We start from the raw sequence: 21,755 nt of genomic DNA on the forward strand, positions 1-21,755 counted from the left end.
TTGCCGGGGGAAAGCGAGGTGTTTTCAGCGGGGGTCCGCGTCAGGCCACCGACGTTGAGGGCCGGCTGCCGCCTCGGGCGGGCCGGGCGCGGCAGCCGGGGTGCGGTCAGCGGTCGCCGGGGGAGGTGGCGGGGGTCTGGTGGGTGGGCTGGTCGTGGGCGTCCGCTTCCAGTGGGGGTGCGGTGTGGCGGTCGGTGCGGTGCTGGTCGCGCGGCACAGTGATGCGGCTCCGGGGCGTGGCGGAGGTGCCCGGCGGCACCGGCACCGGCCTGCGGGCGATCAGGCGGCCCACCCAGTGGCGGCCGCAGATCGGGCAGGCGGGCGCGCCCTGGAGGTCGTAGGGGGACGACACGGCGATGCCGTCGCGGGTGAAGTACTCCCATTCGTCGCCGTTGTCGTCGCGGTAGTACTGCACGTCGTAGTCGGCGCTCCACTTGTGCCAGCAGTGTCCGCAGGTGAATTCGACGCGCTCGACAGCCAGTTCGGTGATCATCGGCCTGCCTCCCTTCCCGCGGGGGTCGTCGCCCGGACACATGACCGTGATGTTTCCGTGATTATTTTAGCGAGAGGTCCGGGTGCCCCTGGCGGACGTCAAGGACGTCAACCGGCCCGTCACAGCGCCCCCGGCGTGTCCAGACCCGTCAGGGCGCCGACGGGGTCCGAGTCCGGTGTGCCGCGGGGCCACCAGTCGTCGTGGCCGGGCTCGGACTCGTAGGCGTACCAGAGGTGGTCGCGGCCCAGCCGGAGCTGGACGTGACCGCGGGGGTGGGTCAGGCGGTTGCGCCAGGGGCGGAACGCCGGCAGGTCGGCGGCGAGGAGCAGGGGGCGGGCCCGGTCGAAGCGGCCGGCCGGTGGGTCCCAGGGTTCCTCCAGGACCCGGAGCCCGTTCAGGCCGCCCTGACGCCAGGCGGCCACGGCCCGCGCCAGCTCTGCGGGGCTGCGGCCGGCGGCCTTGGCGAGGGAGGCGTACAGGCTGCGCGTGGCCGCGGTGAGTCCGGAGCCGGGGCGGGCGGCGGCCAGGCGCACCGCGTCCTGCCACAGGGTGAGCCCGCCCACCGGGTCGCGGCCGGTGGTCAGCAGGGCGTGGGCGCGGGCGGCGGCGTCGGTCGCCAACTGGTCCAGCGCGAACGGGTCCGGGCCGCCGGGCGCCGGCGGATACACCGGGGGCTGCTCGGGGTGCGGGGGCGGCGGCAGCGGTGCGGGGAGCGGAGGCAGGACGCCGCCCGAGCCACGCGAGTCCGCGAGGAGGTCACTCGCGCGTACGCCCGGCAGCGGCTCCGGTTCCTTCCCCTGGGCGGCGCGGGCCGCGCGGGTCGCGCTGAGCCGGGACAGCGCGTCGATCACCGTGCGCTCTCCCCGGCCGCGCAGCAGGAGCAGCACGAACGGGTCGGCGTCGAGCAGCCGGGCGGTCTGGTAGCAGAGGGCGGCGGCGTGCTTGCAGGGGTGGCCCCTGTCGGGGCAGCTGCAGTGCGGGTCGAGGTCGCCGGGACCGGGCAGCAGGGGGACGCCGCAGTCGGCGAGGGACTGGGGCATCTCCTTGTCCAGCAGGGCCGCGATGTGTCCCGGCCGGTCGGCGGCGGCGTCCAGGAACCGCTCCCAGTCGGCGTCCGTGAACGTACGCAACCGCACCTGCACGCGGTACGGCCGGGGGCGGCTGCCCTGGACGTAGGCGAGCACCAGCCCTGGCGTCACCGTGATCGCGTCGACGTTCCCCTGCTCGGCATACCCCCGCCCCCGCGCCAGCCGCGCGGCGTCCAGGGCGCCTTCTTCCAACGCGGTGACCCAGGCGTTCCCCCACCAGGTCTCGGCGAAGGTCCCCTCGCCCGAGGGCCGGGCGGGAAAGGCGGGGAAGGTCCGGCGGAGGTCGGAGTCCCGGGTGGGGGCGGCCATGGAGTGTGGGGTGGCGTAGGAGGTGCTCGGCGCGGACCGACCGGGCTCCCGGGATCCGCCGGCCGCCGGTCGTGCGGTGCCCCCGGGGTGCGAGGATTCCGGGGCTCCGGTCGAGCCGGGAAGGGCAGGGGCAGAACGGTCCTCTCCGGTACGACGGTGGTCGTCGGTCCCCCTGTCCGGCTCGTCCACCGAGGCGGGCATGCGGAAGGCGTCGGCGAGCGCCTCCCGTACCTCACGCGCGCGTGCCTGGGCGACACGGTCGCCCGTGGTCGTACGGGGCATCCGCGGCGGGGCCGGCGGCGTGGACCTCCTGTGCTGCCTCGTGTCGTCGGCGCCGCGTCCCTCTGCCGCCCTGCGCGCCCGCTGCGCCTCCGCCCGGGCGGACCGCAGGGCCTCCCGCGCGATGTCACCGGGCCGCTGCACGGGAGGCCCGCCCGTCCCCTGTACGGGTCGCCCACCCGTCTCCGGTACAGGACGCCCGCTCTTCTCTCCGCCGGCGCCTGCACCGCCGTCGGACCCGTCCGTCACCCGGGATGCCGCCGGGGCAGGCGCGCCCTCCTCCTCGGATGCGTGGACGCCACCGGCACTCCCCTCCCCCGGTGCTGAGGCACCGCCGCCACCGTCGTCGGTGACGGGGTCACCCGGCGCCGTCGCCTCAAGGGCTCTGTCCCGCGCCCCGGTGCTCGCCTGCTCGTCCGTGGCCGCCTCGCCGCTCCCCGCCGCGTGGCCGCCCCGTGCTCGCAGCGCCCGGCGCAGGGCCTCGCGGGCCGCGTCGGCCGGGCCCTGTTCCCTGCTCGCCGGTGTGCTCGCCGGCTGCCGCTGTTCGGCGTTCTCCCGCTCCCGGGCCGCGCGCAGCGCCTCGCGGGCCTCGTCGGACGGGCGCGGGGTCATGACGGCCTCCGGAGCGAGACCAGGTCGGACAGTTCGCGGTCGGTCAGTTCGGTGAGGGCGGACTCGCCGGAGCCGAGGATCGCGTCGGCGAGGGCACGCTTGGACTGGAGCATCTCGGCGATGCGGTCCTCGACGGTGCCCTCGGTGATCAGGCGGTGGACCTGGACCGGCTGGGTCTGGCCGATGCGGTAGGCGCGGTCGGTGGCCTGTTCCTCGACCGCCGGGTTCCACCAGCGGTCGACGTGGACGACGTGGCCCGCGCGGGTGAGGTTCAGGCCGGTGCCCGCGGCCTTCAGCGACAGGACCAGCACCGGGGTCGCGCCGCTCTGGAAGCGGTCCACCATGCGCTCGCGCTCCGGTACCGGCGTACCGCCGTGCAGCAGGTCGACCGGGACCGCGCGCTCCGTCAGGTGGGCGGTGATCAGCCGGGCCATCCCCACGTACTGGGTGAACACCAGGGCCGAGCCGTCCTCCGCGAGCAACGTGTCCAGCAACTCGTCCAGCAGGGCGAGTTTGCCCGAGCGGGCGGCCAGCCGGTCCGCACCGGTGCCCGCGTGCTCCTCCTTCAGGTACAGCGCGGGATGGTCGCAGATCTGTTTCAGCGAGGTCAGCAGCTTCAGCACCAGGCCCCGCCGGCCCATGCCCTGCGCGGTCTCGATGGCGAGCATCGACTCGCGTACCACGGCCTCGTACAGCGCGGCCTGTTCGCGGGTGAGGGGGACGGGGTGGTCCGTCTCGGTCTTGGGCGGCAGCTCGGGGACGATCCCGGGGTCGGACTTCTTGCGGCGCAGCAGGAACGGGCGCACCAGGCGGGCGAGGCGCTGCACCGCCTCCTCGTCCTCGCCGGTCTCCACCGCGCGTGCGTGCCGGGCGCGGAAGGACTTGAGGGGGCCGAGCAGGCCGGGGGTGGTCCAGTCGAGGAGGGCCCACAGCTCGGAGAGGTTGTTCTCGACCGGCGTGCCGGTCAGGGCCACGCGGGCCGGTGCGGGGATCGTGCGCAGCGCCTTGGCGGTCGCCGAGTGGGGGTTCTTGACGTGCTGTGCCTCGTCGGCGACGACCATGCCCCACCGCTGCGCGGCCAGGGTGGGCGCGGCCGAGCGCATGGTGCCGTAGGTCGTGAGGACGAAGCCGCCGTCCAGGTCGTCCAGGGTGCGGTCCGGGCCGTGGAAGCGGCGCACGGGGACGCCGGGCGCGAACCGGGTGATCTCCCGCTGCCAGTTGCCGAGGAGCGAGGCCGGGCACACCACCAGGGTCGGCTCGGGGCGGGCCCGCTTCAGGTGCAGCGCGATGAGGGTGATCGTCTTGCCGAGGCCCATGTCGTCGGCCAGGCAGCCGCCGAGACCGAGCGAGGTCATCAGGTCCAGCCAGGCCAGGCCCCGGAGCTGGTAGTCGCGCAGGGTGGCGGCGAGGCCGGGCGGCGGCTCGGCGGGGCGTACGCCGGCGGTGAGGCGGTCGCGGAGGACGGCGAGGGCGCCGGTCGGCACGGCCTCGACCGTCTCGCCGTCGACCTCGGCGCTGCCGGTGAGGGCGACGGACAGCGCGTCGACCGGGTCGAGCAGGCCCAGGTCCCGTTTGCGGGCCTTGCGCACGAGCGCCGGGTCGACGAGCACCCACTGGTCGCGCAGCCGCACGATCGGACGGTGTGCCTCCGCGAGCGCGTCCATCTCCGCGTCGGTGAGCGGGTCGCCGCCCAGCGCGAGCTGCCAGCCGAAGCGCAGCAGGTCCTCGCTCTCGAAGAAGCCGGTGCCGTCCGTCGCCGAGCCGGGGGCCGGGCGGACCACGGCCGTGGCGGTCAGGTCCTGGGCGAGGTCGCGCGGCCAGTGCACGCCGACCCCGGCCGCGGCGAGCCGGGTGGCGGCCACGCCGAGCAGGTCGCTCAGCTCGTCCTCGGACAGGGCCAGCACGTCGGGTACGTCCTGGTCGGAGAGCCGGTCCAGCGGGGGCCAGACCCGGGCCGCCCGGCGGACCGCCAGGGCGGTGTCCACCCGCGCGCGAGGGCCGAACGCGCTGTCGGCCTCGCCCGCCCACAGGGCCGCCGCGTCGGCCACCAGGGTGGGGTCGGCGAGGCTGTGCACCTGCACGATCGCCGCGCCGGCGCTGCGCGCGCCCGCGGACGCGCCGTCGGTCCCGGCGGCGTCGAAGAGGTCGTACGCGGAGAGGTCGAGGCGCAGGGAGATGCGCACACCCGCGTCCATCCCGGCGGCGACCTCGGCCGCCCAGTCGCGGGCCTCGGGCAGCCGCTGGGGCGCTCGCGCGGCGAACGGCAGCCCGGTGGCGTAGGGCGCGGCGGGGGTGCGGGGCAGTGTGTCGGCGACGGCGTCCAGGAAGGCGCGCAGCAGCGCCTCCGGCTGGGGCAGGCGGAGCGGGCCCGGGCCGGGCAGCGGGACGGCGTGCCCCTCGTACGGCAGGGCGGCGGCGACCGCGCGCAGGTGCGCCACGTCGGCCGGGTCGAGCGGGCCGGCGCGCCAGGCGTCGTGTCCGGTGGCCGTGAGACCGGGCAGCAGCCTGCCGCGTGCCGTGAGCCGCAGCGCGTGCAGCGCGGCCGCGCCCCAGCAGGCGGTGGCCGGGTGGGCCCCGGGGTCGTGCCGCGCCCGCACCAGCAGGGGGAGGGCTTCGTCGAGGGGCAGGCAGAGGGCGGGGACGGTCCGCCGCCGCACACCGGCGCCGTGCGGGCGGACGACGGTGAGTTCTGTGGGTGCCCCGGCCGCATCGGGTGAGTGGGGCGGCCCTTGCGGTGCGTGCGCCGCGTCGCCCTCGGGGTCGTAGAAGGCGATCCGCCCGTCGCGCGGGAGCGGTGCGGGCAGGAACACGGCCGGGAGGCGCGGCGGCACGTCCGGCTCACCTGCGCCGGTGGTCCCGGGTGTGGTCCCCCGCTCGGCCACCGCGATGCCCTCGCTCATACGACTTGTCACCTCCCGCCCGTCTGCCGGATCAGTCGTCTTCGACTCTACGGGCGGGGTCTGACAATCGGCCCCGACGGCGGGTTCACGGCCGGGCGGGCACCGTCAGGGCACGGTCCGGGAGACGAGGTACACCCTCGGATAGCCGGGCTTGTCGTGGTTGACCACGACGTCGTGCGTCGGCGCCGGGTTCTTCTGCTTGTGGACCAGGCCCGACCAGGTGCCGGGGCCGTCGAAGCGCCAGCCGGTGATGTGCCGGTCGCGTTCGCCGATGGTGATGTCGCCCCGGTCCAGGTCGTCCGGGGTGACGCCCATGCTGGTGAGGAAGGCGTTCAGCCCGGCGTCGGTGGTCTCGAACTCGACGTAGAGGCGGCTGGTCTTCCAGTTGTTGGTCTCGTAGTAGGCCACCCACCAGGCGGGGTGCGGGATGGGCACCTGGTAGATGCGGCGCTGCACCTTGGACGGCCAGCCCTCGGTCAGACCGGTGGCCGCGTACTTCGCCTCCTTGTCCTTGCCGCTGGCCCGGCTCTGGTTCGCGGAGATCACCAGATACCCGGCGGGGATGCCGATGAGCAGCACGATGATCAGCAGGGTGAGCGCCCGGCGGCGGATCATGTGCCGGCGGTCCTCGGCCGGCCGGGGCCGCTTCGGGGCGCCGCTCTGACGGGGAAGGTCGCCGGTCACAGGGCCTCCCGGGTCGTACGGCGGAACTGGGCGTACTTCTCGTAGCGCTCGTACCGCTCGACGCGGCGGCGCTTGGCGCGGCGGAAGCGGCGGGCGACCAGGCGGGCCAGGTCGGCGGCGCCCACCATGCCGGCCTCGGGCCCGAGCTGGGCGCGCACGATGTGCGCCTCGGGGCGGTAGCCGCGGCCGGTGAGGTGCCGTTTGAACGCGTCGCGGGCGGGGCCGATGAGCAGGTCGTCGGCGGCCGAGACACCACCGCCGATGACGAAGCAGGACGGGTCCAGGGCGGCGGCGAGGTTGGCGATGCCGACGCCGAGCCACTGGCCGATGTCCTGGAGCAGCTCGATGCACATGGCGTCGCCCTCGCGCGCCAGCTCGGTGATCATCGGGCCGGTGATGTCGGCGATGTTGCCCTTGACGTGCTCGATGATCCCGTAGGCGACCGGTGAGTCGGCGGCGGCCAGCTCGCGGGCCTCGCGCACCAGGGCGTTGCCTGAGCTGTACTGCTCCCAGCAGCCGCGGTTGCCGCAGGGGCAGCGGTGTCCGCCGGGGACGACCTGCATGTGGCCGAACTCGCCGGCGACGCCGTACTTGCCGCGCTTGACCTGGCCGTCCTCCAGGATCGCGCCGCCGATGCCGGTGCCGAGGGTGATCATGACGAGGTGGTCCTCGCCGCGTCCGGCGCCGAAGCGCCACTCGGCCCAGGCGGCGGTGTTGGCGTCGTTGTCCACCAGGACGGGGACCGCGAGGCGGCCGGCGATGCGGTCGCGCAGCGGCTCGTTGCGCCAGGACAGGTGGGGGGCGAAGAGCACGCGGTTGCGGTCGGCGTCGACCCAGCCGGCGGCGCCGATGCCGACGGCGTGCACGTCGTGCCGGTCGGAGAGGTCGAGGACCAGTTCGACGATGGTGTCCTCGACGACCTTGGGGCTCTTGGACTTGTCCGGGGTCTCGGTGCGGAGCTTCTCGAGGATGTTGCCGTCGGCGTCGACCACACCCGCCATGACTTTGGTGCCGCCGATGTCGATGCCCACGGTCGGGACGCGGGGGGCCGACAGGTGGGACCGGCGCTCCCGGGTGCCGACGGTTCTGAGGACCGGGGCACGGCGGGAGCCGATGGGGGCGGTGAAGTCGCGGTAGGTGCTCATCGGGTGCGATTCTGCCGCACGGCTCCGCCGGGTGCCGAATGGCTTATGGGTGGGTGGGTGCCGCTTTCGTTGCCGGGTGCGGGTGCGTTGTGGTTGTTCGCGCAGTTCCCCGCGCCCCTTACGCCAGTTGGAGATCAGCTTCTTACCAGGAGCTGGAACTCGAAGCTGTAGCGGCTGGGCCTGTATGTGTGGGTGCCGTACTCCACTGCTCGTCCCGTGTCGTCGTATGTGACGCGTTGCATGGTGAGCAGGGGGGCGCCGGGGTCCTCGGACAGGCGGTCGGCCTCCGCTGCGGTGGCCGCTCGCGCGCCGATGGTCTGGCGGGCGCTGTGCAGGGTGATGCCGGCCGCGCGCATCAGGCGGTACAGGCCCGTGGCCTCCAGCTGGGCGGTGTCCAGGTCGAGGAGGCCGGGGGGCAGGAAGTTGCACAGGTACGCCATCGGCTCACCGTGGGCGAGGCGGAGGCGTTCGATGCGGTGGACCTCGCTGTCCTCGGGTACGCCGAGCGCGGCGGCGACCTCGGCGGAGGCGGCGACGAGAGTGTTGACCAGGACCTTGGTGGCGGGGCGCTGGCCCGCGGACTCCAGGTCGTCGTAGAGGCTGCTGAGCTCCAGGGGGCGTTTGACCTGGCTGTGCACGACCTGGGTGCCGACTCCGCGGCGGCGGACCAGGAGGCCCTTGTCGACCAGGGACTGGATGGCCTGGCGGACGGTCGGGCGGGACAGGCCGAGCCGGGCGGCGAGCTCGATCTCGTTGCCCAGCAGGCTGCCGGGGGTCAGCGTGCCGTGTTCGATGGCGGCCTCCAGCTGCTGGGACAGCTGGAAGTACAACGGCACGGGGGAGCTGCGGTCCACGCTCAGCTCCAGTTGCACGGTCGGGTCCACGTCTGGTTTCGGCACGGCCCGAGCGTAGCTCCGTGCGCTGTTGACGGGAAGTTGTGAAGTTCGGTTGTCCGGACATACGGATTGACAGGGCGGGGTGCGGGCCGCACTTTGTTTCCATGCGCATCGGGGTCATCGGTACGGGCCGCATCGGCACCCTTCACGCCCACACGCTCAGCAGGCACCGCGACGTGGGCTCGCTGATCCTGACGGACGCCGATCCGGCGCGCGCCCAGGCGCTCGCCCACCGGCTGGGCGAGACGGCGGCGCCCGGGGTGGACGAGATCTACACCTGGGGAGTGGACGCGGTGGTGATCACGACGGCCACGTCCGCCCACGCCGAGCTGATCGGCCGGGCCGCGCGTGCGGGCCTGCCGGTGTTCTGCGAGAAGCCCATCGCCCTGGACCTCCCGGGCACGCTGCAGGCGATCGCGGAGGTGGAGACGGCCGGGACCGTGCTGCAGATGGGCTTCCAGCGGCGGTTCGACCGGGGGTACGCGGGTGCGCGCGAGGCGGTCCGCTCGGGACGGCTCGGGCGGCTGCACACCGTACGGGCGATGACCAGCGACCCGGAGCCGCCGCCTGCCGGGTACCTGCCGCAGTCGGGCGGGCTGTACCGGGACACGCTGATCCACGACTTCGACATCCTGCGCTGGGTGACCGGCCGGGAGGTCACGGACGTGTACGCCGTCGGGTCCGACGCCGGGCCGGCGATGTTCCGTGAGGCGGGTGACGTGGACACGGGCGCGGCGCTGCTCACGCTGGAGGACGGGACGCTCGCCACGCTCACCGCGACCCGGATGAACGGCGCCGGCTACGACGTCCGCATGGAGCTGGCCGGGGAGCGGGACCAGATCGCCGTCGGCCTGGACGACCGTACGCCGATCGCGTCCACCGAGCCGACCGGGCCGCCGGCCGCGGACAAGCCGTGGACCGGGTTCCTGGAGCGGTTCGGGCCCGCGTACGAGGCGGAGCTGATCGCGTTCGTCGAGGTGGTGCGGGGCGAGCGGGCGAACCCGTGCGACGGGCGGGAGGCTCTGCAGGCGCTGCGGATCGCCGAGGCGTGCGAACTGTCCCGGCGTGAGCACAGACCGGTCCGGCTCGCGGAGATCCCGGGCGGGGCGGCGGCCCTCTTCGGGTGAGGAGGCCGCCTTCGGGTGAGGAGGCCGCCTTCGGGTGGGGAGGCCCGCCTTCGAGTGAGAGGCGTCAGGGCGCCGCGATCGGCAGGACCGTGCCCTGGGCGACCGCGCAGAGGGTCTCGGTGCCGTCGTCGTCGGCCATGAGCAGCTCGCAGCGGACCACGGCCTGGCGCCGGCCCGCGTGCACCACCTCCGCGCGGGCGCGCAGCGTGCGGCCGACGGCCGGGCGGAGGTACTGGATGGAGAAGCCGCCGGTGAGGACGTGCGGGCCGAGGGCGGCGCCGCCCGCGAAGGTGAGGGCGTTGTCGGCGGCGTAGGAGAGGACGCCGCCGTGCACGAAGCCGTGTTGCTGGTGGAGTTCCTCGCGGACGTCGACCTCCAGGGTGGCGCCGCCCTCCCCGAAGGCGGTCACCCGCGCGCCCACGAGCCGACTGAACGGCTGGCTGTCCAGGGCCTGTTGGGCCGTGGCGAGGTCGAGGGCGGGGGTCGCGGTCATGGCGGCGAGGTCTCCTTCGGCCGGGTGGTCGGACGGCACGCGGGCCCCAGTGTCCCGCAGCGTTCCCGTGGTGTCCTCAGCGCCCCTCGGTGTCCTCCAGCAGCCCCGCGTCGTAGGCGAGGAGGGCGATCTGGACGCGGTTGTTGAGGTCGAGCTTGGCCAGGATGCGGGAGACGTGGGTCTTGACGGTGGCCACGCTCATGAACAGCTCCGTGGCGATCTCGGCGTTGGCGAGGCCCCGGCCGACGGCGACGGCGACCTCGCGTTCGCGGTCGTTGAGAGCGGCGATGCGCTCCCGGGCGCGTGCGTGCCGGGTGTCGGCGGCGGTTCCGGCCGCGTGCTGCATCAACTGCCGGGTGACGGTGGGCGACAGGACGGGGTCACCGGCGGCCACCCTGCGCACGGCGTCGAGGATCTCGGCGGGCGGGGTGTCCTTGAGGACGAACCCGGCGGCTCCGGCGCGCAGGGCGCGCAGCACCTGCTCGTCGGCGTGGAAGGTGGTGAGCACGACGATCTGCGGCGCGTCCGGGCGCCGGCGCAGCCGCTCGGTGGCGGTCAGACCGTCCACGGCCGGCATCCGGATGTCCATGAGGACGACGTCCGGGCGGGTGCGGTCCACCAGCGCCTCGACCTCGTCGCCGTCGGCCGCCTCGCCGACGACCTCGATGTCGTCGGCGCCGCCCATCATGAAGGACAGCCCGGCCCGCACCAGCGGGTCGTCGTCGACGAGGAGCAGTCTGATCGCAGTCATGGGCCCTACGTAATCACGGTCGTTCGCGGTTGTCGGGGCGCGGGTGCACGTCTCGGGTCTGCCGGGGCGCGGGTGCACGGCTCATGTCCACGGCAGCCGTGCCCGTACCTCGAACCCGCCGTCGGGTGTGGGGCCGTGCTGCAGGGTGCCGCCCGCCAGGGTGGCCCGTTCGGTGAGGCCGATCAGGCCCTGCCCGGCGCCGGGCACGTGCGGTACGTCCCCCTCGGGGCGGGGATTGCGCACGGTGACGGCGAGGCCCTGGCCGGGGCCGCCGGTGACGCTCACGGTGACCTCCGTGCCGGGGGCGTGCTTGCGGGCGTTGGTCAGGCCCTCCTGCGCGATGCGATAGGCGGTGCGGCCGACGGAGGCGGGGACGGCGGCGGGGTCGGTGACGCGGTGGTCGAGGGTGACCTTCATGCCGGCCTCCCGGGACTCGGCGACCAGGGTGTCCAGCGCCGCGAGGGTGGGCTGCGGGCGGCCCGCGTCGTCGGACTCGCCGGCCCGCAGGACGCCGATGATCTCCCGCAGGTCCTGCAGTGCCTCGTGGGCGCTCTCCCGGATGACGCCGGCCGCGCGGGCGATCTCCTCGCGGGGCGCGTCGGGCCGGAACTCCAGCGCGCCCGCGTGCACGCTGAGCAGGGTCAGCCGGTGGGCGAGGACGTCGTGCATCTCGCGGGCGATGGCCTCGCGGGCGAGCCGCTGCGCCTGTTCGGCGCGCAGCCGGGCCTCGGTCTCGGCCCGCCGGGCCCGGTCGCGCAGGCTCAGCATGAGCTGCCGCTTGGAGCGGACGAACATGCCCCAGCCGACGACGGCGACGGTGAGCACCATGAACAGGACGATCGAGGCGAGATACGGCAGGTCGGGGTCGGGACGCCACCAGAAGTAGAGCGGGACGAGCGCCGCGTGGGCGCCGCCCACCCAGGCCACGTACCGGAAGGGCCGGTGCACGGCGAGGGTGAACAGGGCGATGACGGCGACGCCGCCGGAGGTCTCCGAGACGAAGCTGACCGGGACCATCACCGCGGCCAGCCCGAGCGGCCAGCGGCGGCGCAGCCAGATCGCGGCGCAGGAGAGCGCGCCGAGCATCTGGTCGGCGGTGGCCAGCGGCTCGGGGACGCGGGTGTTCGCGGCGACCGCCTCGGCGCCGAGGAGGCCCACTCCGACGGCCAGCAGGAAGCAGCTGAAGTCGACGGCCCAGTCGCGTGCGGTACGCCTCGGGCGGCGGCCGGAGCGTTCGGCGTCGGGGTCGAGTTCGTGGATGAGGGCGGACGGGAAGAACCATCTGCGCCCCGTGAACACCGGGGCCGTCTGCGTCGCCTTGTCACCGCTCACGGTCGACAAATCTACGCAGGGGCCGGGCGCCCCACGGCGTCGCGGACCGGATCACCGACCAAAGTCGCGGCACCGCAGACTTTCGGCGGACCGGCCGGCGCCGAGGGCGATCTCTTCGTCGGCCGGGACTCGCCCCGCGGCCGATGTGGGTGGGGGGTCCGCGGGGCGAGGGTCGGTGGCATGAAGCAACTGCTGGAGTTCCTGGGTTTCCTCGCCGTGGTGCAGGGCGTGGCCGGTCTGCTGCACGAGTTCACCGACTGGCACTGGGGACTGGTGCAGCGGATCGGGTTTCTCGACGGCTACGAGATCTATGTGAGCGCCGCCCTGCTGGTGCTGGGCGGCGCCCTGTTCGCTGCGGCGGCGAGCCGTCAGCAGCCGTAGTCGACGAGGTCGAACGAGGCGTAGTGGTCGGCGGTGTAGTAGTCCTCCTGGTGCTCCTCACCGGTGACGATGCGGCGGGCGCCGCGGGTGGGGGAACCGGGCGTGATCACCGTGTACTCGTGGTAGTAGCCGGTCGACCGGCTGGGCAGGATGCCCTCCCGGTTCTGGAAGACGGTCCCGTCCTGTTCGTACGGGAAGGGTCCGCCCTGCTCGATCAGGTCGAGGGTGTCGTGCGCCTGTGAGGGCAGGTCGCTGTAGCAGATGTCGCCGACCGCTGCTGCGGCGGCGCCTGCGGGGTTCGCGGTGACGGTGCCGCCCAGGAGGAGGGCGGACAGGACTGCGGCTGCTGCGCCGGTCCGAGCGGCGCGTGGGGGGAATCGCATGACCTCATGATGACGCGCGTAGACGATGGCATGTCAATGACAAGACCGAGGATTTTCCCGTCTCGCCGGATGAGTTCGCGCGGATTTAACCTGCCGCCCGGTCCCCCGCGCCGGGCGGCAGTGCTCGCCGCGCGAGCCGCGTGTCACGCGTTCTCGGGCAGCTCGTACGAGCCGTACTCCGGGCGGCCGACCCGGTCGTACGACTGGATGGACACGCCCGCGCCGGTGACGCTCCCGCCGGTGTGGCGGAAGGCGGTCGGCAGGGAGCCCTCCGGGAACAGGCGGCGGCCGGCCCCGAGGACGACCGGGAAGGTCAGCAGGTGGAGGGTGTCCACCAGGTCGGCGGCGAACAGGGACTGGGCGAGGGCGCCGCTGCCGTGCACCTGGAGCTCGCCGTCGGTGCGCTCCTTCAGCGCGGTGACCTCCTTTGCGACGTCGCCGCTGATCACGGTGGTGCCGGACCATGCGGGGTCGGTGAGGGTGCTGGAGACGACGTACTTCGGCAGGGCGTTGAGCTTGCCCGCGACCGGGTCGGCGGGGTCGGTCACCTTCGGCCAGTAGCCGGCGAAGATGTCGTAGGTGCGGCGGCCGAGGAGGAAGGCGCCGACGCGCGAGAAGACGCCGTCGATGAACCGGCCGAAGTCCTCGTCCCCGTACGGGACGCTCCAGCCGCCCTGCTCGAAGCCGTCGCGGGTGTCCTCCTGGGGGCCGCCGGGCGCCTGGTAGACGCCGTCGAGGGAGACGAAGGTGGTGACGACGAGGTTGCCCATGGCGGGTGCCTGCCTTTCCGGTGCGGTGCTGTGGGGTCATCAGCTCAGACCCCCGCGGCGCCCGCAACTCATCGGTGCGGCGGCAGGTCGACGTCCGTTGGCCGCCAGCACCCGCGCGACGGGGCCGCTGGGATGGAGGCATGAACACATCGAAGAAGGTCTCAGGAGAACTGATCGGCAAGGCGGCCCTGGTGACCGGCGGCAGCCGCGGCATCGGTGCGGCGACGGCCCTGCGGCTGGCGCGGGAGGGCGCGGACGTGGCCGTCACCTATGTGCACGGCAAGGACGCAGCGGCGGAGGTCGTACGGGAGGTGGAGGCGCTGGGGCGCCGGGCCGTGGCACTGCGGGCGGACCTGGCCGACGCGGCGGAGGCGGCGGGGGCCGTGGAGCGCGCGACGGACGCGCTGGGCGGGCTCGACGTGCTGGTCAACAACGGGGGCGTCGGGCTGCTGGGCCCCGTCGAGGACATCTCGGTGGCCGACCTGGACCGGGTGCTGGCCGTGAATGTGCGGGGCGTCTTCCTCACGTCCCGGGCGGCGGCCTCCCGGATGGGGCGGGGCGCCCGGATCATCACCGTCGGCAGCTGCATGACCCAGCGCGTGCCCGGCCCCGGCGGCACGCTGTACGCGATGACGAAGTCGGCCCTGGTCGGCCTGACGAAAGCGCTGGCACGGGAGTTGGGGCCGCGCGGCATCACCGCGAACATCGTCCACCCGGGTCCGGTCGACACCGACATGAACCCGGCCGACGGCCCCTTCGCGAGCGCCCAGGCGTCCCTGACGGCCCTCGGCCGCTTCGGCACACCCGACGAGGTGGCGGCGACGATCGCCCACCTGGCGTCGGCCGCGTACGTCACCGGTGCGGAGTTCTCGGTGGACGGCGGCCACGCGGCCTGACCGGAGCCCCTGCCGACACCCGCGGGACACGCCGCGTCGCCCCTGGTAGACGTGCGGGGCAGGCCGTCACCTCACCCCCACCATGCGCGGGACGCGCCGCCTGACCCCCGGCACGTTCGGGGCACCCCACCGCCTCGCCCCCGGCATACGCGGGACGCGCCACCTCCCCGGCATGCGCGCGGGACGCGCCACCTCCCCCGGCACGCGCGGGACGCGCCGCCTCACGCTCGGCATACGCGGACACGCCGCCGCCCCCGGCATGCGTGCGGGACCGCCACCTCACGCTCGGCATCGCCGGACACGCCGTCACCCCCGGCATCCGTGCGGGGCACCCCGCCGCCTCGCTCCCCGGCATACGCGGGACGCGCCACCTCCCCCGGCACGCGCGGGACCGCCGCCTCACGCTCGGCATACGCCGGACACGCCGCCGCCCCGGCATGCGTGCGGGGCACCCCGCCGCCTCGCCCCCGGCACGCGCCGGACACGCCGTCATGCCCGGTATCCGCGCGGGACGAGCCGTCACCCCCCGGTACGCGCGTGGGACGCGCCGCTGCTGTCCGATGCGGCGCGTCCCACGGGGCCTGGGGCGGGGGTCAGCCGCCCAGTTCCTGGTGGCGGGCGGTCAGGCGGGCGGCGCCGGTCTCCGTGAGGGTGCCGTGGAGGCGGAGGCGGGAGATGCCTCCGTCGGGGTAGATGTCCACGCGGGCGTGGGTGCCGGCGGCCGGCTCGGGGAGCACGAATCGGTGGTTGGTGTCGGGCTGGAGGCGGGTGCGGGGCAGGATCTCCACCCAGTCGCCGCTCTCGCCGTCCTTGACCGACACCGACGCCCAGCCGGCGCTGTTGCCCTTCAGGTACGCGGTGTCGATCTCGATCGCGCGGATCAGGGACTGCTCGACCAGGCGGTACTGGATCCAGTCGTTGCCCCGGTCACGGCGCCGGCGCGTCTCCCAGCCGTCGTCCATCTTGCGGGAGCGGCCCGGCTGGATGGTGTTGGTGGCCGGCGAGTAGAAGAGGTTGGAGGCGTCCTCGACCTGGCCGCCGTTCTCCAGGGCGACGACGTCGAAGGTGCCGAGCGCCCGCAGCCACGCGGGGTCCGGTACGACCTCGCCGTACACCCGCAGGCGTGCGATGCCGCCGTCGGGGTGCTGCTTGAGGCGCAGGTGGGTGAAGCGCTGCTCGACGGAGACGGCGAAGCCGTTCGCCGCGTGGCCGCCGACCGCGGTGCGCGGGACCAGGGTGGTCCACTTGACGTCGTCGCCGAGAAGTTCCTCGGGTGACGGGGAGCCCGGTACGCAGGTGCCCTCGACGGACACGGCCTGCGGGTAGTTGCCGCGGAAGTGGGCCGTGTCCACGACGATGCCGCGGACGATGCCCGGTGCGCCGAGGCGGATCAGCGCCCAGTCGTGGTCGCCGTCCGCCGGCCAGGGGTGGTCGGCGGAGACGCCGCGCCGTCGGCGGGTCTCCCAGCCGTCCATGATCTTGCCCTTGTGCCCGAAGTGCTCGGGGTCGAACTCCGCGCGCTCGGGCAGCAGCAGGTTCTCGCGCTGGGCGAAGAACTCGTCGTTGGCGGCGATGACACCGGCGCCCAGGCGGCGGTCCGCGAGGTCGGCGTGGTGGGTGAAGGGGAAGTCGGCGGTGCGGTAGTCCGCGTAGGGGTCGCCGCCCTGGTAGGGGTTCGCGTCGCCGGTGAAGCTCTCGATCGCCGTCACGGTGATCCGGTCCTGCCTTTCGGTGTCGGTGTCAGTGGGTGCGGGTGAGCAGACGGCCCTTCGGTGCGGTGAACTCGCCGTCCGCCACGATGCGCTCGCCGCGCAGCCAGGTGGACTTCACGACGCCGTACAGGGTCCGGCCCGCGTACGCGGTCACGCGGTTGCGGTGCTGGAGGGCCGCCGGGTCGACGGTGAAGGTCTCGTCGGGCGCGAGCACCGCGAAGTCGGCGTCGCGGCCGGGGGCGATGGCGCCCTTGCGGGTGTCGAGGCCGACCAGTTCGGCCGTGCGCGTCGACATCCAGCGCACGACGTCCTCCAGGCCGTGGCCGCGCCTGCGGGCCTCGGTCCAGACGGCGGCCAGGCTCAGCTGGAGGCCGGAGATGCCGCCCCAGGCTGTGGCGAAGTCGTCCGTCTTGAGGTCGGCGGTGGACGGGGAGTGGTCGGTGACCACGCAGTCGATGGTGCCGTCGGCCAGCGCCTGCCACAGCAGGTCCTGGTTGGCGGCCTCGCGGATGGGCGGGCAGCACTTGAACTCGCTGGCGCCGTCCGGGACTTCCTCCGCCGTCAGGGTCAGGTAGTGGGGGCAGGTCTCCACGGTGAGGCGTACGCCCTCGGCCCTGGCTTCGGCGATCAGCGGCAGGGCGTCGCTGGAGGACAGGTGCAGGACGTGCACGCGTGCGTCGAGGCGCCTGGCCTGGGCGACGAGGTGCGCGATGGCGGTGTCCTCGGCGTCGCGCGGGCGGGAGGCGAGGAAGTCGGCGTACTTGGGGCCGCCGTGCTGCGGGGCGGCGGCGAGGTGATGCGGGTCCTCGGCGTGCACGATCAGCAGCCCGTCGAAGGCGGCGATCTCGGCGAGCGAGCGGGCGAGCTGCTCCTGGTCGAGGTGGGGGAACTCGTCCACGCCGGACGGCGACAGGAACGCCTTGAAGCCGAAGACGCCGGCCTCGTGCAGCGGGCGCAGGTCCTTGACGTTGTCGGGGAGGGCGCCGCCCCAGAAGCCGACGTCGATGTGCGCCTTGTCGGCGGCGACCTTCTGCTTGACGTGCAGGTTCTCGACGGTCGTGGTGGGCGGCAGGGAGTTGAGGGGCATGTCGACGAGGGTGGTGATGCCGCCGGCCGCCGCCGCGCGGGTGGCGGTCCAGAAGCCTTCCCACTCGGTGCGGCCGGGGTCGTTGACGTGCACGTGGGTGTCGACGAGGCCGGGCAGCAGGACGTCGTCGCCGAGGTCCTCCAGGCGGGCGCCCTCGGGCGCGGGGGCGTCGTACGGCCCGACGGCGGTGATCGTGCCGTCGGCGACCGTGACGGTCGCGGCGCGCGTTCCCTCGGGGGTGATGACGCGCGTCGAGCGCAGCACCAGTTCGGCGTCGGACACCCGGACCCTCCTGATCTTCCGTGGTTTTCCACCTGGCGAAATTCAACGTTCTGTTGAAGGAGTCTTCACTCCCGCTCCGATGCCGTCAAGGGCACACTTCCCGTACGGGGGCGGTGACGGTCACCCTCTGGACGTTTCCACAAAGCGGAATTAGAATTCCGTCACACAGAACGTAGCTACGTACAAGCGGGCAGTCAACCGGCTGCCGGGTAGGCTTTGGCCCTTCCTGTCAGTCCCGAAAGGAACGCGCCGTGCCGACGTCCAGCGCCAGCACCACCGACTCCGCCCGGACCGCCGCCGCGAGCGGTGGCGTGCAGTCCCTCGAGCGCGCCTTCGATCTGCTCGAACGGATGGCGGACGCGGGCGGGGAGGTCGGTCTGAGCGAGCTGTCCGCGAGCAGTGGGCTGCCGCTGCCGACCATTCACCGCCTGATGCGTACGCTTGTGGCCTGCGGTTACGTCCGCCAGCAGCCCAACCGCCGTTATGCGCTCGGGCCTCGCCTGATCCGGCTCGGCGAGTCCGCCTCGCGGCTGCTCGGCACCTGGGCGCGCCCGTATCTCGCGCGTCTGGTGGAGGAGACCGGCGAGACGGCGAACATGGCGCTGCTCGACGGGGACGAGATCGTGTACGTGGCGCAGGTGCCGTCGAAGCACTCGATGCGGATGTTCACCGAGGTCGGCCGGCGTGTGCTGCCGCACTCCACCGGTGTGGGCAAGGCGCTGCTCGCCTACTTCCCGCCGGAGGAGGTACGGGCACTGCTCGCCCGCACCGGTATGCCCGCGGCGACGGACAAGACCATCACCACGCCGGAGGGCTTCCTCGCGGCGCTGGAGGACGTGCGCAGGCAGGGTTACGCGGTCGACGACAACGAGCAGGAGATCGGCGTCCGGTGCCTCGCGGTGCCGGTGCCGGACTCTCCGACCGCGGCGGCCATTTCGATCTCGGGGCCGGCGGGACGGGTCACCGAGGCGGCGACGGACAAGATCGTGCCGGTGTTGCAGCAGGTGGCTGCGGAGCTCTCCGAGGTGCTGACGTCGTCGGGGGGCGCGTCGGCGTCCTGATGGCCGACGTGGGGTGAGGGTGCGGTGCGGTTGCGCCGTGGGGCGGACCGTTGCTTTCGGAGTGCGGGTCGTCTGTGGCTGGTCGCGCAGTTCCCCGCGCCCCCAGGGCCTCACACCCACGAAGGTTTCGAGCAGACGTACGTCAATTCCTGGGTGACGGGCCGAAGAGGTCCACCGCCTCCCGGACCTCCCGCAGGCCGTTGCCCAGGGCGCTCACCGAGCCGATCGCGCCGGCGATCAGCAGTAAGGAGCGGCGCAGGCGGGGGATCTCGGGGATGCCGCTCAGGGCCATGGCGTCCAGGGCGGCGAGTTCCTCCTCCGCGATGCTCCTGTCGGGGAACTCCGCGGGATGGGCCGCGAGTTGACGGCGCAGCCGGGACACGGCGGAGCGCAGCTCCGTCACCCGTGGATCCTCGCGACCGCCGGCCACGCGCCTTTGCTCCACGCTCCGCAACACAGTCCTCCCCCTGGCACGTCGTTGTGCGCATCCCGCCCCGGCTCTCCCTCTCCCCGCCGGTTTCGGTGCGCGCCAGTAAACGCCACCCGGCACCTGTCGCGCCAGTCCGCTGCGTCATCGACTTGCTCCGCAGCGTGACATCCGGCCCGACCCGCCCGTGCGGTATGCAGGAGGCATGACGACACACCGGGCAGGCGGGGACAGCGTCCCGGTCGCGGGACTTCTCCTCGCGGCGGGCGGAGGGCGGCGGCTCGGAGGGCGGCCCAAGGCGCTGCTCCCCCACCGCGGGCGGCCGTTGGTGGAGCACGCGGTGCGGATGCTGCGCGAGGGCGGCTGTGCGCGCGTGCACGTGGTGCTCGGCGCGCGGGCGAGCGACATACGGGAGCGGGCTTCACTGTCCGGCTGCGTGCTCGTCGACAACCCCGCCTGGGAGCAGGGCATGGGCACCTCCCTGCGGGCGGGGCTGGACTCGCTGGCCGGGACGGGGGCGCGGGCGGCACTGGTGTCGCTGGTCGATCAGCCGGGGATCGGTGCCGAGGCCGTCGCACGAGTACTCGGGGCGTACGACTCCCCCGCGTCGCTGGTCTCCGCCGCCTACGACGGCGTCCGCGGCCACCCCGTGCTGTTCGGCGCCGCGCACTGGGCCGGTGTCGCGGCGACTGCCACCGGCGACCGGGGGGCACGCGCCTATCTGAAGGAGCACGCGGGACGGATCACGCTCGTGGAGTGCGGGGACGTGGCCGCTCCCTACGACATCGACACCGAGGCCGACCTGGCCCACCTTGAGTGAACGGCGTGGCACCCAGCGCCACCTTCGCTCGACTCAGAGAATCTCGACATCAACAAACCATTGAACTTCCACCATGAGGAAACTACTATCCACTGCTCAGAAGGGCCCGGCCTCTCTCCGGGCGTTCCCAGCCGTACCCGGGTCGACTGGCACCCGGTGCCACGCCATGCACGCGTAAGGAAGTGACAGCTGATGTCCGCACCAGCGCCGTCCCCGCTGGCCATCGTCGACGCCGAGTCCCTGCCCCGGCAGGAAGAGGTCCTCACCGAGCCGGCCCTCGCCTTCGTGGCGGAGCTGCACCGGCGCTTCACGCCCCGGCGTGACGAGCTCCTCGCCCGCCGCGCGGAACGCCGCGCCGAGATCGCCCGCACCTCCACCCTCGACTTCCTCCCGGAGACGGCCGCGATCCGCGCGGACGACTCCTGGAAGGTGGCCCCCGCCCCCGCGGCCCTGAACGACCGCCGCGTGGAGATCACCGGCCCCACCGACCGCAAGATGACCATCAACGCCCTCAACTCGGGCGCCAAGGTCTGGCTCGCCGACTTCGAGGACGCCTCCGCCCCCACCTGGGAGAACGTCGTCCTCGGCCAGCTCAACCTGATCGACGCCTACACCCGGAACATCGACTTCACGGACGAGCGCACCGGCAAGTCGTACGCCCTGCGCCCGAACGAGGAGCTGGCGACGGTCGTCATGCGCCCGCGCGGCTGGCACCTGAACGAGCGTCACCTCGTCGACGCCGACGGCACCCCGGTCCCCGGCGCGTTCGTCGACTTCGGCCTGTACTTCTTCCACAACGCCAAGCGGCTGATCGACCTCGGCAAGGGCCCGTACTTCTACCTCCCGAAGACGGAGTCCCACCTCGAGGCCCGGCTGTGGAACGACGTGTTCGTGTTCGCGCAGGACTACATGGGAATCCCGCAGGGCACCGTCCGCGCCACCGTCCTCATCGAGACGATCACGGCCGCGTACGAGATGGAGGAGATCCTCTACGAACTGCGCGACCACGCCTCCGGGCTGAACGCCGGCCGCTGGGACTACCTGTTCTCCATCGTCAAGAACTTCCGTGACGGCGGGGCCAGGTTCGTCCTGCCGGACCGCAACGCGGTGACGATGACCGCCCCGTTCATGCGCGCGTACACCGAACTCCTCGTGCGCACCTGCCACAAGCGCGGCGCGCACGCCATCGGCGGCATGGCGGCGTTCATCCCCTCCCGCAAGGACGCGGAGGTCAACAAGGTCGCCTTCGAGAAGGTCCGGGCCGACAAGGACCGCGAGGCGAACGACGGCTTCGACGGCTCCTGGGTCGCCCACCCCGACCTGGTGCCGATCGCCATGGAGTCCTTCGACAAGGTCCTCGGCGACAAGCCGAACCAGAAGGACCGGCTGCGCGAGGACGTCGACGTCAAGGCGGCGGACCTCATCGCCATCGACTCGCTCGACGCCAAGCCGACGTACAACGGCCTGGTCAACGCCGTGCAGGTCGGCATCCGCTACATCGAGGCGTGGCTGCGCGGACTGGGTGCGGTGGCCATCTTCAACCTGATGGAGGACGCGGCCACCGCCGAGATCTCCCGCTCGCAGATCTGGCAGTGGATCAACGCCGGTGTCGTCCTCGACAACGGCGAGAAGGTCACCGCCGAGCTGGCCCGCAAGGTCGCCGCCGAGGAGCTGGCGAACATCCGCGCGGAGATCGGCGAGGAGGCGTTCGCGGCGGGCAACTGGCAGCAGGCGCACGACCTGCTGCTGAAGGTCTCCCTCGACGAGGACTACGCCGACTTCCTGACGCTGCCGGCGTACGAGCAGCTCAAGGGCTGACGCGGCTCA

The 21,755-nt window shown here is 73.4% G+C and carries 20 protein-coding genes; 6 read left to right on the top strand and 14 right to left on the bottom strand.

Features of this window, described 5'->3' with window-relative positions:
- Positions 1 to 106: 106 nt before the first annotated feature.
- From AB0412_RS08280 to AB0412_RS08305, 6 genes are all read right to left on the bottom strand, one after another.
- On the bottom strand, positions 107 to 493 hold the full coding sequence (locus tag AB0412_RS08280) for a hypothetical protein (protein WP_366401705.1): 387 nt from the start codon (positions 491 to 493) through the stop codon (positions 107 to 109).
- 119 nt (positions 494 to 612) lie between these two features.
- Positions 613 to 2,781, bottom strand: a complete 2,169-nt coding sequence (locus AB0412_RS08285; RefSeq protein ID WP_366401706.1) for an SWIM zinc finger family protein — start codon at positions 2,779 to 2,781, stop codon at positions 613 to 615.
- Entirely contained in the window at positions 2,778 to 5,681 is a 2,904-nt protein-coding gene (locus tag AB0412_RS08290) for an SNF2-related protein (RefSeq protein ID WP_366401707.1), read from the bottom strand. The genes AB0412_RS08285 and AB0412_RS08290 overlap by 4 nt, the downstream gene beginning before the upstream one ends.
- Before the next feature lie 105 nt (positions 5,682 to 5,786).
- Positions 5,787 to 6,365 (bottom strand): sugar kinase, encoded by a 579-nt coding sequence (locus tag AB0412_RS08295; RefSeq protein ID WP_366401708.1) that lies wholly within the window; start codon positions 6,363 to 6,365, stop codon positions 5,787 to 5,789.
- On the bottom strand, positions 6,362 to 7,510 hold the full coding sequence (locus AB0412_RS08300) for an ROK family glucokinase (RefSeq protein WP_366401709.1): 1,149 nt from the start codon (positions 7,508 to 7,510) through the stop codon (positions 6,362 to 6,364). The genes AB0412_RS08295 and AB0412_RS08300 overlap by 4 nt, the downstream gene beginning before the upstream one ends.
- A 134-nt stretch (positions 7,511 to 7,644) precedes the next feature.
- Positions 7,645 to 8,382: a GntR family transcriptional regulator gene (locus AB0412_RS08305; protein WP_366401958.1), complete on the bottom strand. Its 738-nt coding sequence runs from the start codon at positions 8,380 to 8,382 to the stop codon at positions 7,645 to 7,647.
- Positions 8,383 to 8,510: 128 nt separating this feature from the next.
- Here AB0412_RS08305 and AB0412_RS08310 point away from each other — a divergent pair, with 128 nt between their 5' ends.
- Entirely contained in the window at positions 8,511 to 9,533 is a 1,023-nt protein-coding gene (locus tag AB0412_RS08310; RefSeq protein WP_366401710.1) for a Gfo/Idh/MocA family oxidoreductase, read from the top strand.
- 64 nt (positions 9,534 to 9,597) lie between these two features.
- On the opposite strand, the gene AB0412_RS08315 is transcribed toward AB0412_RS08310, so the two are convergent.
- The 3 genes from AB0412_RS08315 to AB0412_RS08325 form a co-directional block, all read right to left on the bottom strand.
- Positions 9,598 to 10,026, bottom strand: a complete 429-nt coding sequence (locus tag AB0412_RS08315) for a PaaI family thioesterase (protein WP_366401711.1) — start codon at positions 10,024 to 10,026, stop codon at positions 9,598 to 9,600.
- A 76-nt stretch (positions 10,027 to 10,102) separates the two neighbouring features.
- Positions 10,103 to 10,777 (bottom strand): response regulator transcription factor, encoded by a 675-nt coding sequence (locus tag AB0412_RS08320; RefSeq protein WP_366401712.1) that lies wholly within the window; start codon positions 10,775 to 10,777, stop codon positions 10,103 to 10,105.
- Positions 10,778 to 10,858: 81 nt separating this feature from the next.
- Positions 10,859 to 12,109: a histidine kinase gene (locus AB0412_RS08325; RefSeq protein ID WP_366401713.1), complete on the bottom strand. Its 1,251-nt coding sequence runs from the start codon at positions 12,107 to 12,109 to the stop codon at positions 10,859 to 10,861.
- A gap of 180 nt (positions 12,110 to 12,289) precedes the next feature.
- Here AB0412_RS08325 and AB0412_RS08330 point away from each other — a divergent pair, with 180 nt between their 5' ends.
- Positions 12,290 to 12,490 (top strand): hypothetical protein, encoded by a 201-nt coding sequence (locus AB0412_RS08330; protein WP_366401714.1) that lies wholly within the window; start codon positions 12,290 to 12,292, stop codon positions 12,488 to 12,490.
- Here the strand turns inward: AB0412_RS08330 and AB0412_RS08335 are convergent.
- Together AB0412_RS08335 and AB0412_RS08340 are read right to left on the bottom strand one after the other, a co-directional pair.
- On the bottom strand, positions 12,478 to 12,873 hold the full coding sequence (locus AB0412_RS08335) for a ribonuclease domain-containing protein (protein ID WP_366401715.1): 396 nt from the start codon (positions 12,871 to 12,873) through the stop codon (positions 12,478 to 12,480). The two genes, AB0412_RS08330 and AB0412_RS08335, sit on opposite strands and share 13 nt — an antisense overlap.
- A gap of 143 nt (positions 12,874 to 13,016) precedes the next feature.
- Positions 13,017 to 13,643: a dihydrofolate reductase family protein gene (locus tag AB0412_RS08340; RefSeq protein ID WP_366401716.1), complete on the bottom strand. Its 627-nt coding sequence runs from the start codon at positions 13,641 to 13,643 to the stop codon at positions 13,017 to 13,019.
- A gap of 140 nt (positions 13,644 to 13,783) precedes the next feature.
- On the opposite strand from AB0412_RS08340, the gene AB0412_RS08345 reads away from it, so the two are divergent.
- Positions 13,784 to 14,539 carry an SDR family oxidoreductase gene (locus AB0412_RS08345; RefSeq protein ID WP_366401717.1) on the top strand — a complete coding sequence of 252 codons (756 nt, stop codon included), beginning with the start codon at positions 13,784 to 13,786 and terminating at the stop codon, positions 14,537 to 14,539.
- A 593-nt stretch (positions 14,540 to 15,132) separates the two neighbouring features.
- Here the strand turns inward: AB0412_RS08345 and alc are convergent.
- Positions 15,133 to 16,248, bottom strand: coding sequence for an allantoicase (gene alc, locus AB0412_RS08350; protein WP_366401718.1), 1,116 nt, complete (start codon positions 16,246 to 16,248; stop codon positions 15,133 to 15,135).
- Between the two features lie 31 nt (positions 16,249 to 16,279).
- Complete coding sequence (allB, locus tag AB0412_RS08355; RefSeq protein ID WP_366401719.1) at positions 16,280 to 17,620, bottom strand: allantoinase AllB; 1,341 nt, start codon at positions 17,618 to 17,620, stop codon at positions 16,280 to 16,282.
- Between the two features lie 251 nt (positions 17,621 to 17,871).
- Between allB and AB0412_RS08360 the strand changes: the two genes are divergently transcribed.
- Complete coding sequence (locus tag AB0412_RS08360; RefSeq protein ID WP_366401720.1) at positions 17,872 to 18,681, top strand: IclR family transcriptional regulator; 810 nt, start codon at positions 17,872 to 17,874, stop codon at positions 18,679 to 18,681.
- Between the two features lie 142 nt (positions 18,682 to 18,823).
- Here the strand turns inward: AB0412_RS08360 and AB0412_RS08365 are convergent, their stop codons facing one another.
- Positions 18,824 to 19,138 (bottom strand): DUF5955 family protein, encoded by a 315-nt coding sequence (locus tag AB0412_RS08365; RefSeq protein WP_366401721.1) that lies wholly within the window; start codon positions 19,136 to 19,138, stop codon positions 18,824 to 18,826.
- A gap of 175 nt (positions 19,139 to 19,313) precedes the next feature.
- Between AB0412_RS08365 and AB0412_RS08370 the strand changes: the two genes are divergently transcribed.
- Positions 19,314 to 19,928 (top strand): nucleotidyltransferase family protein, encoded by a 615-nt coding sequence (locus tag AB0412_RS08370; protein ID WP_366401722.1) that lies wholly within the window; start codon positions 19,314 to 19,316, stop codon positions 19,926 to 19,928.
- Positions 19,929 to 20,120: 192 nt separating this feature from the next.
- The gene (gene aceB, locus AB0412_RS08375) at positions 20,121 to 21,746 is read left to right on the top strand and encodes a malate synthase A (RefSeq protein ID WP_366401723.1); all 1,626 of its coding nucleotides are present in this window, start codon (positions 20,121 to 20,123) and stop codon (positions 21,744 to 21,746) included.
- The last annotated feature ends 9 nt before the right edge of the window (positions 21,747 to 21,755 follow it).

The organism is Streptomyces sp. NPDC052012, from assembly GCF_040689265.1.
GTDB lineage: Bacteria > Actinomycetota > Actinomycetes > Streptomycetales > Streptomycetaceae > Streptomyces.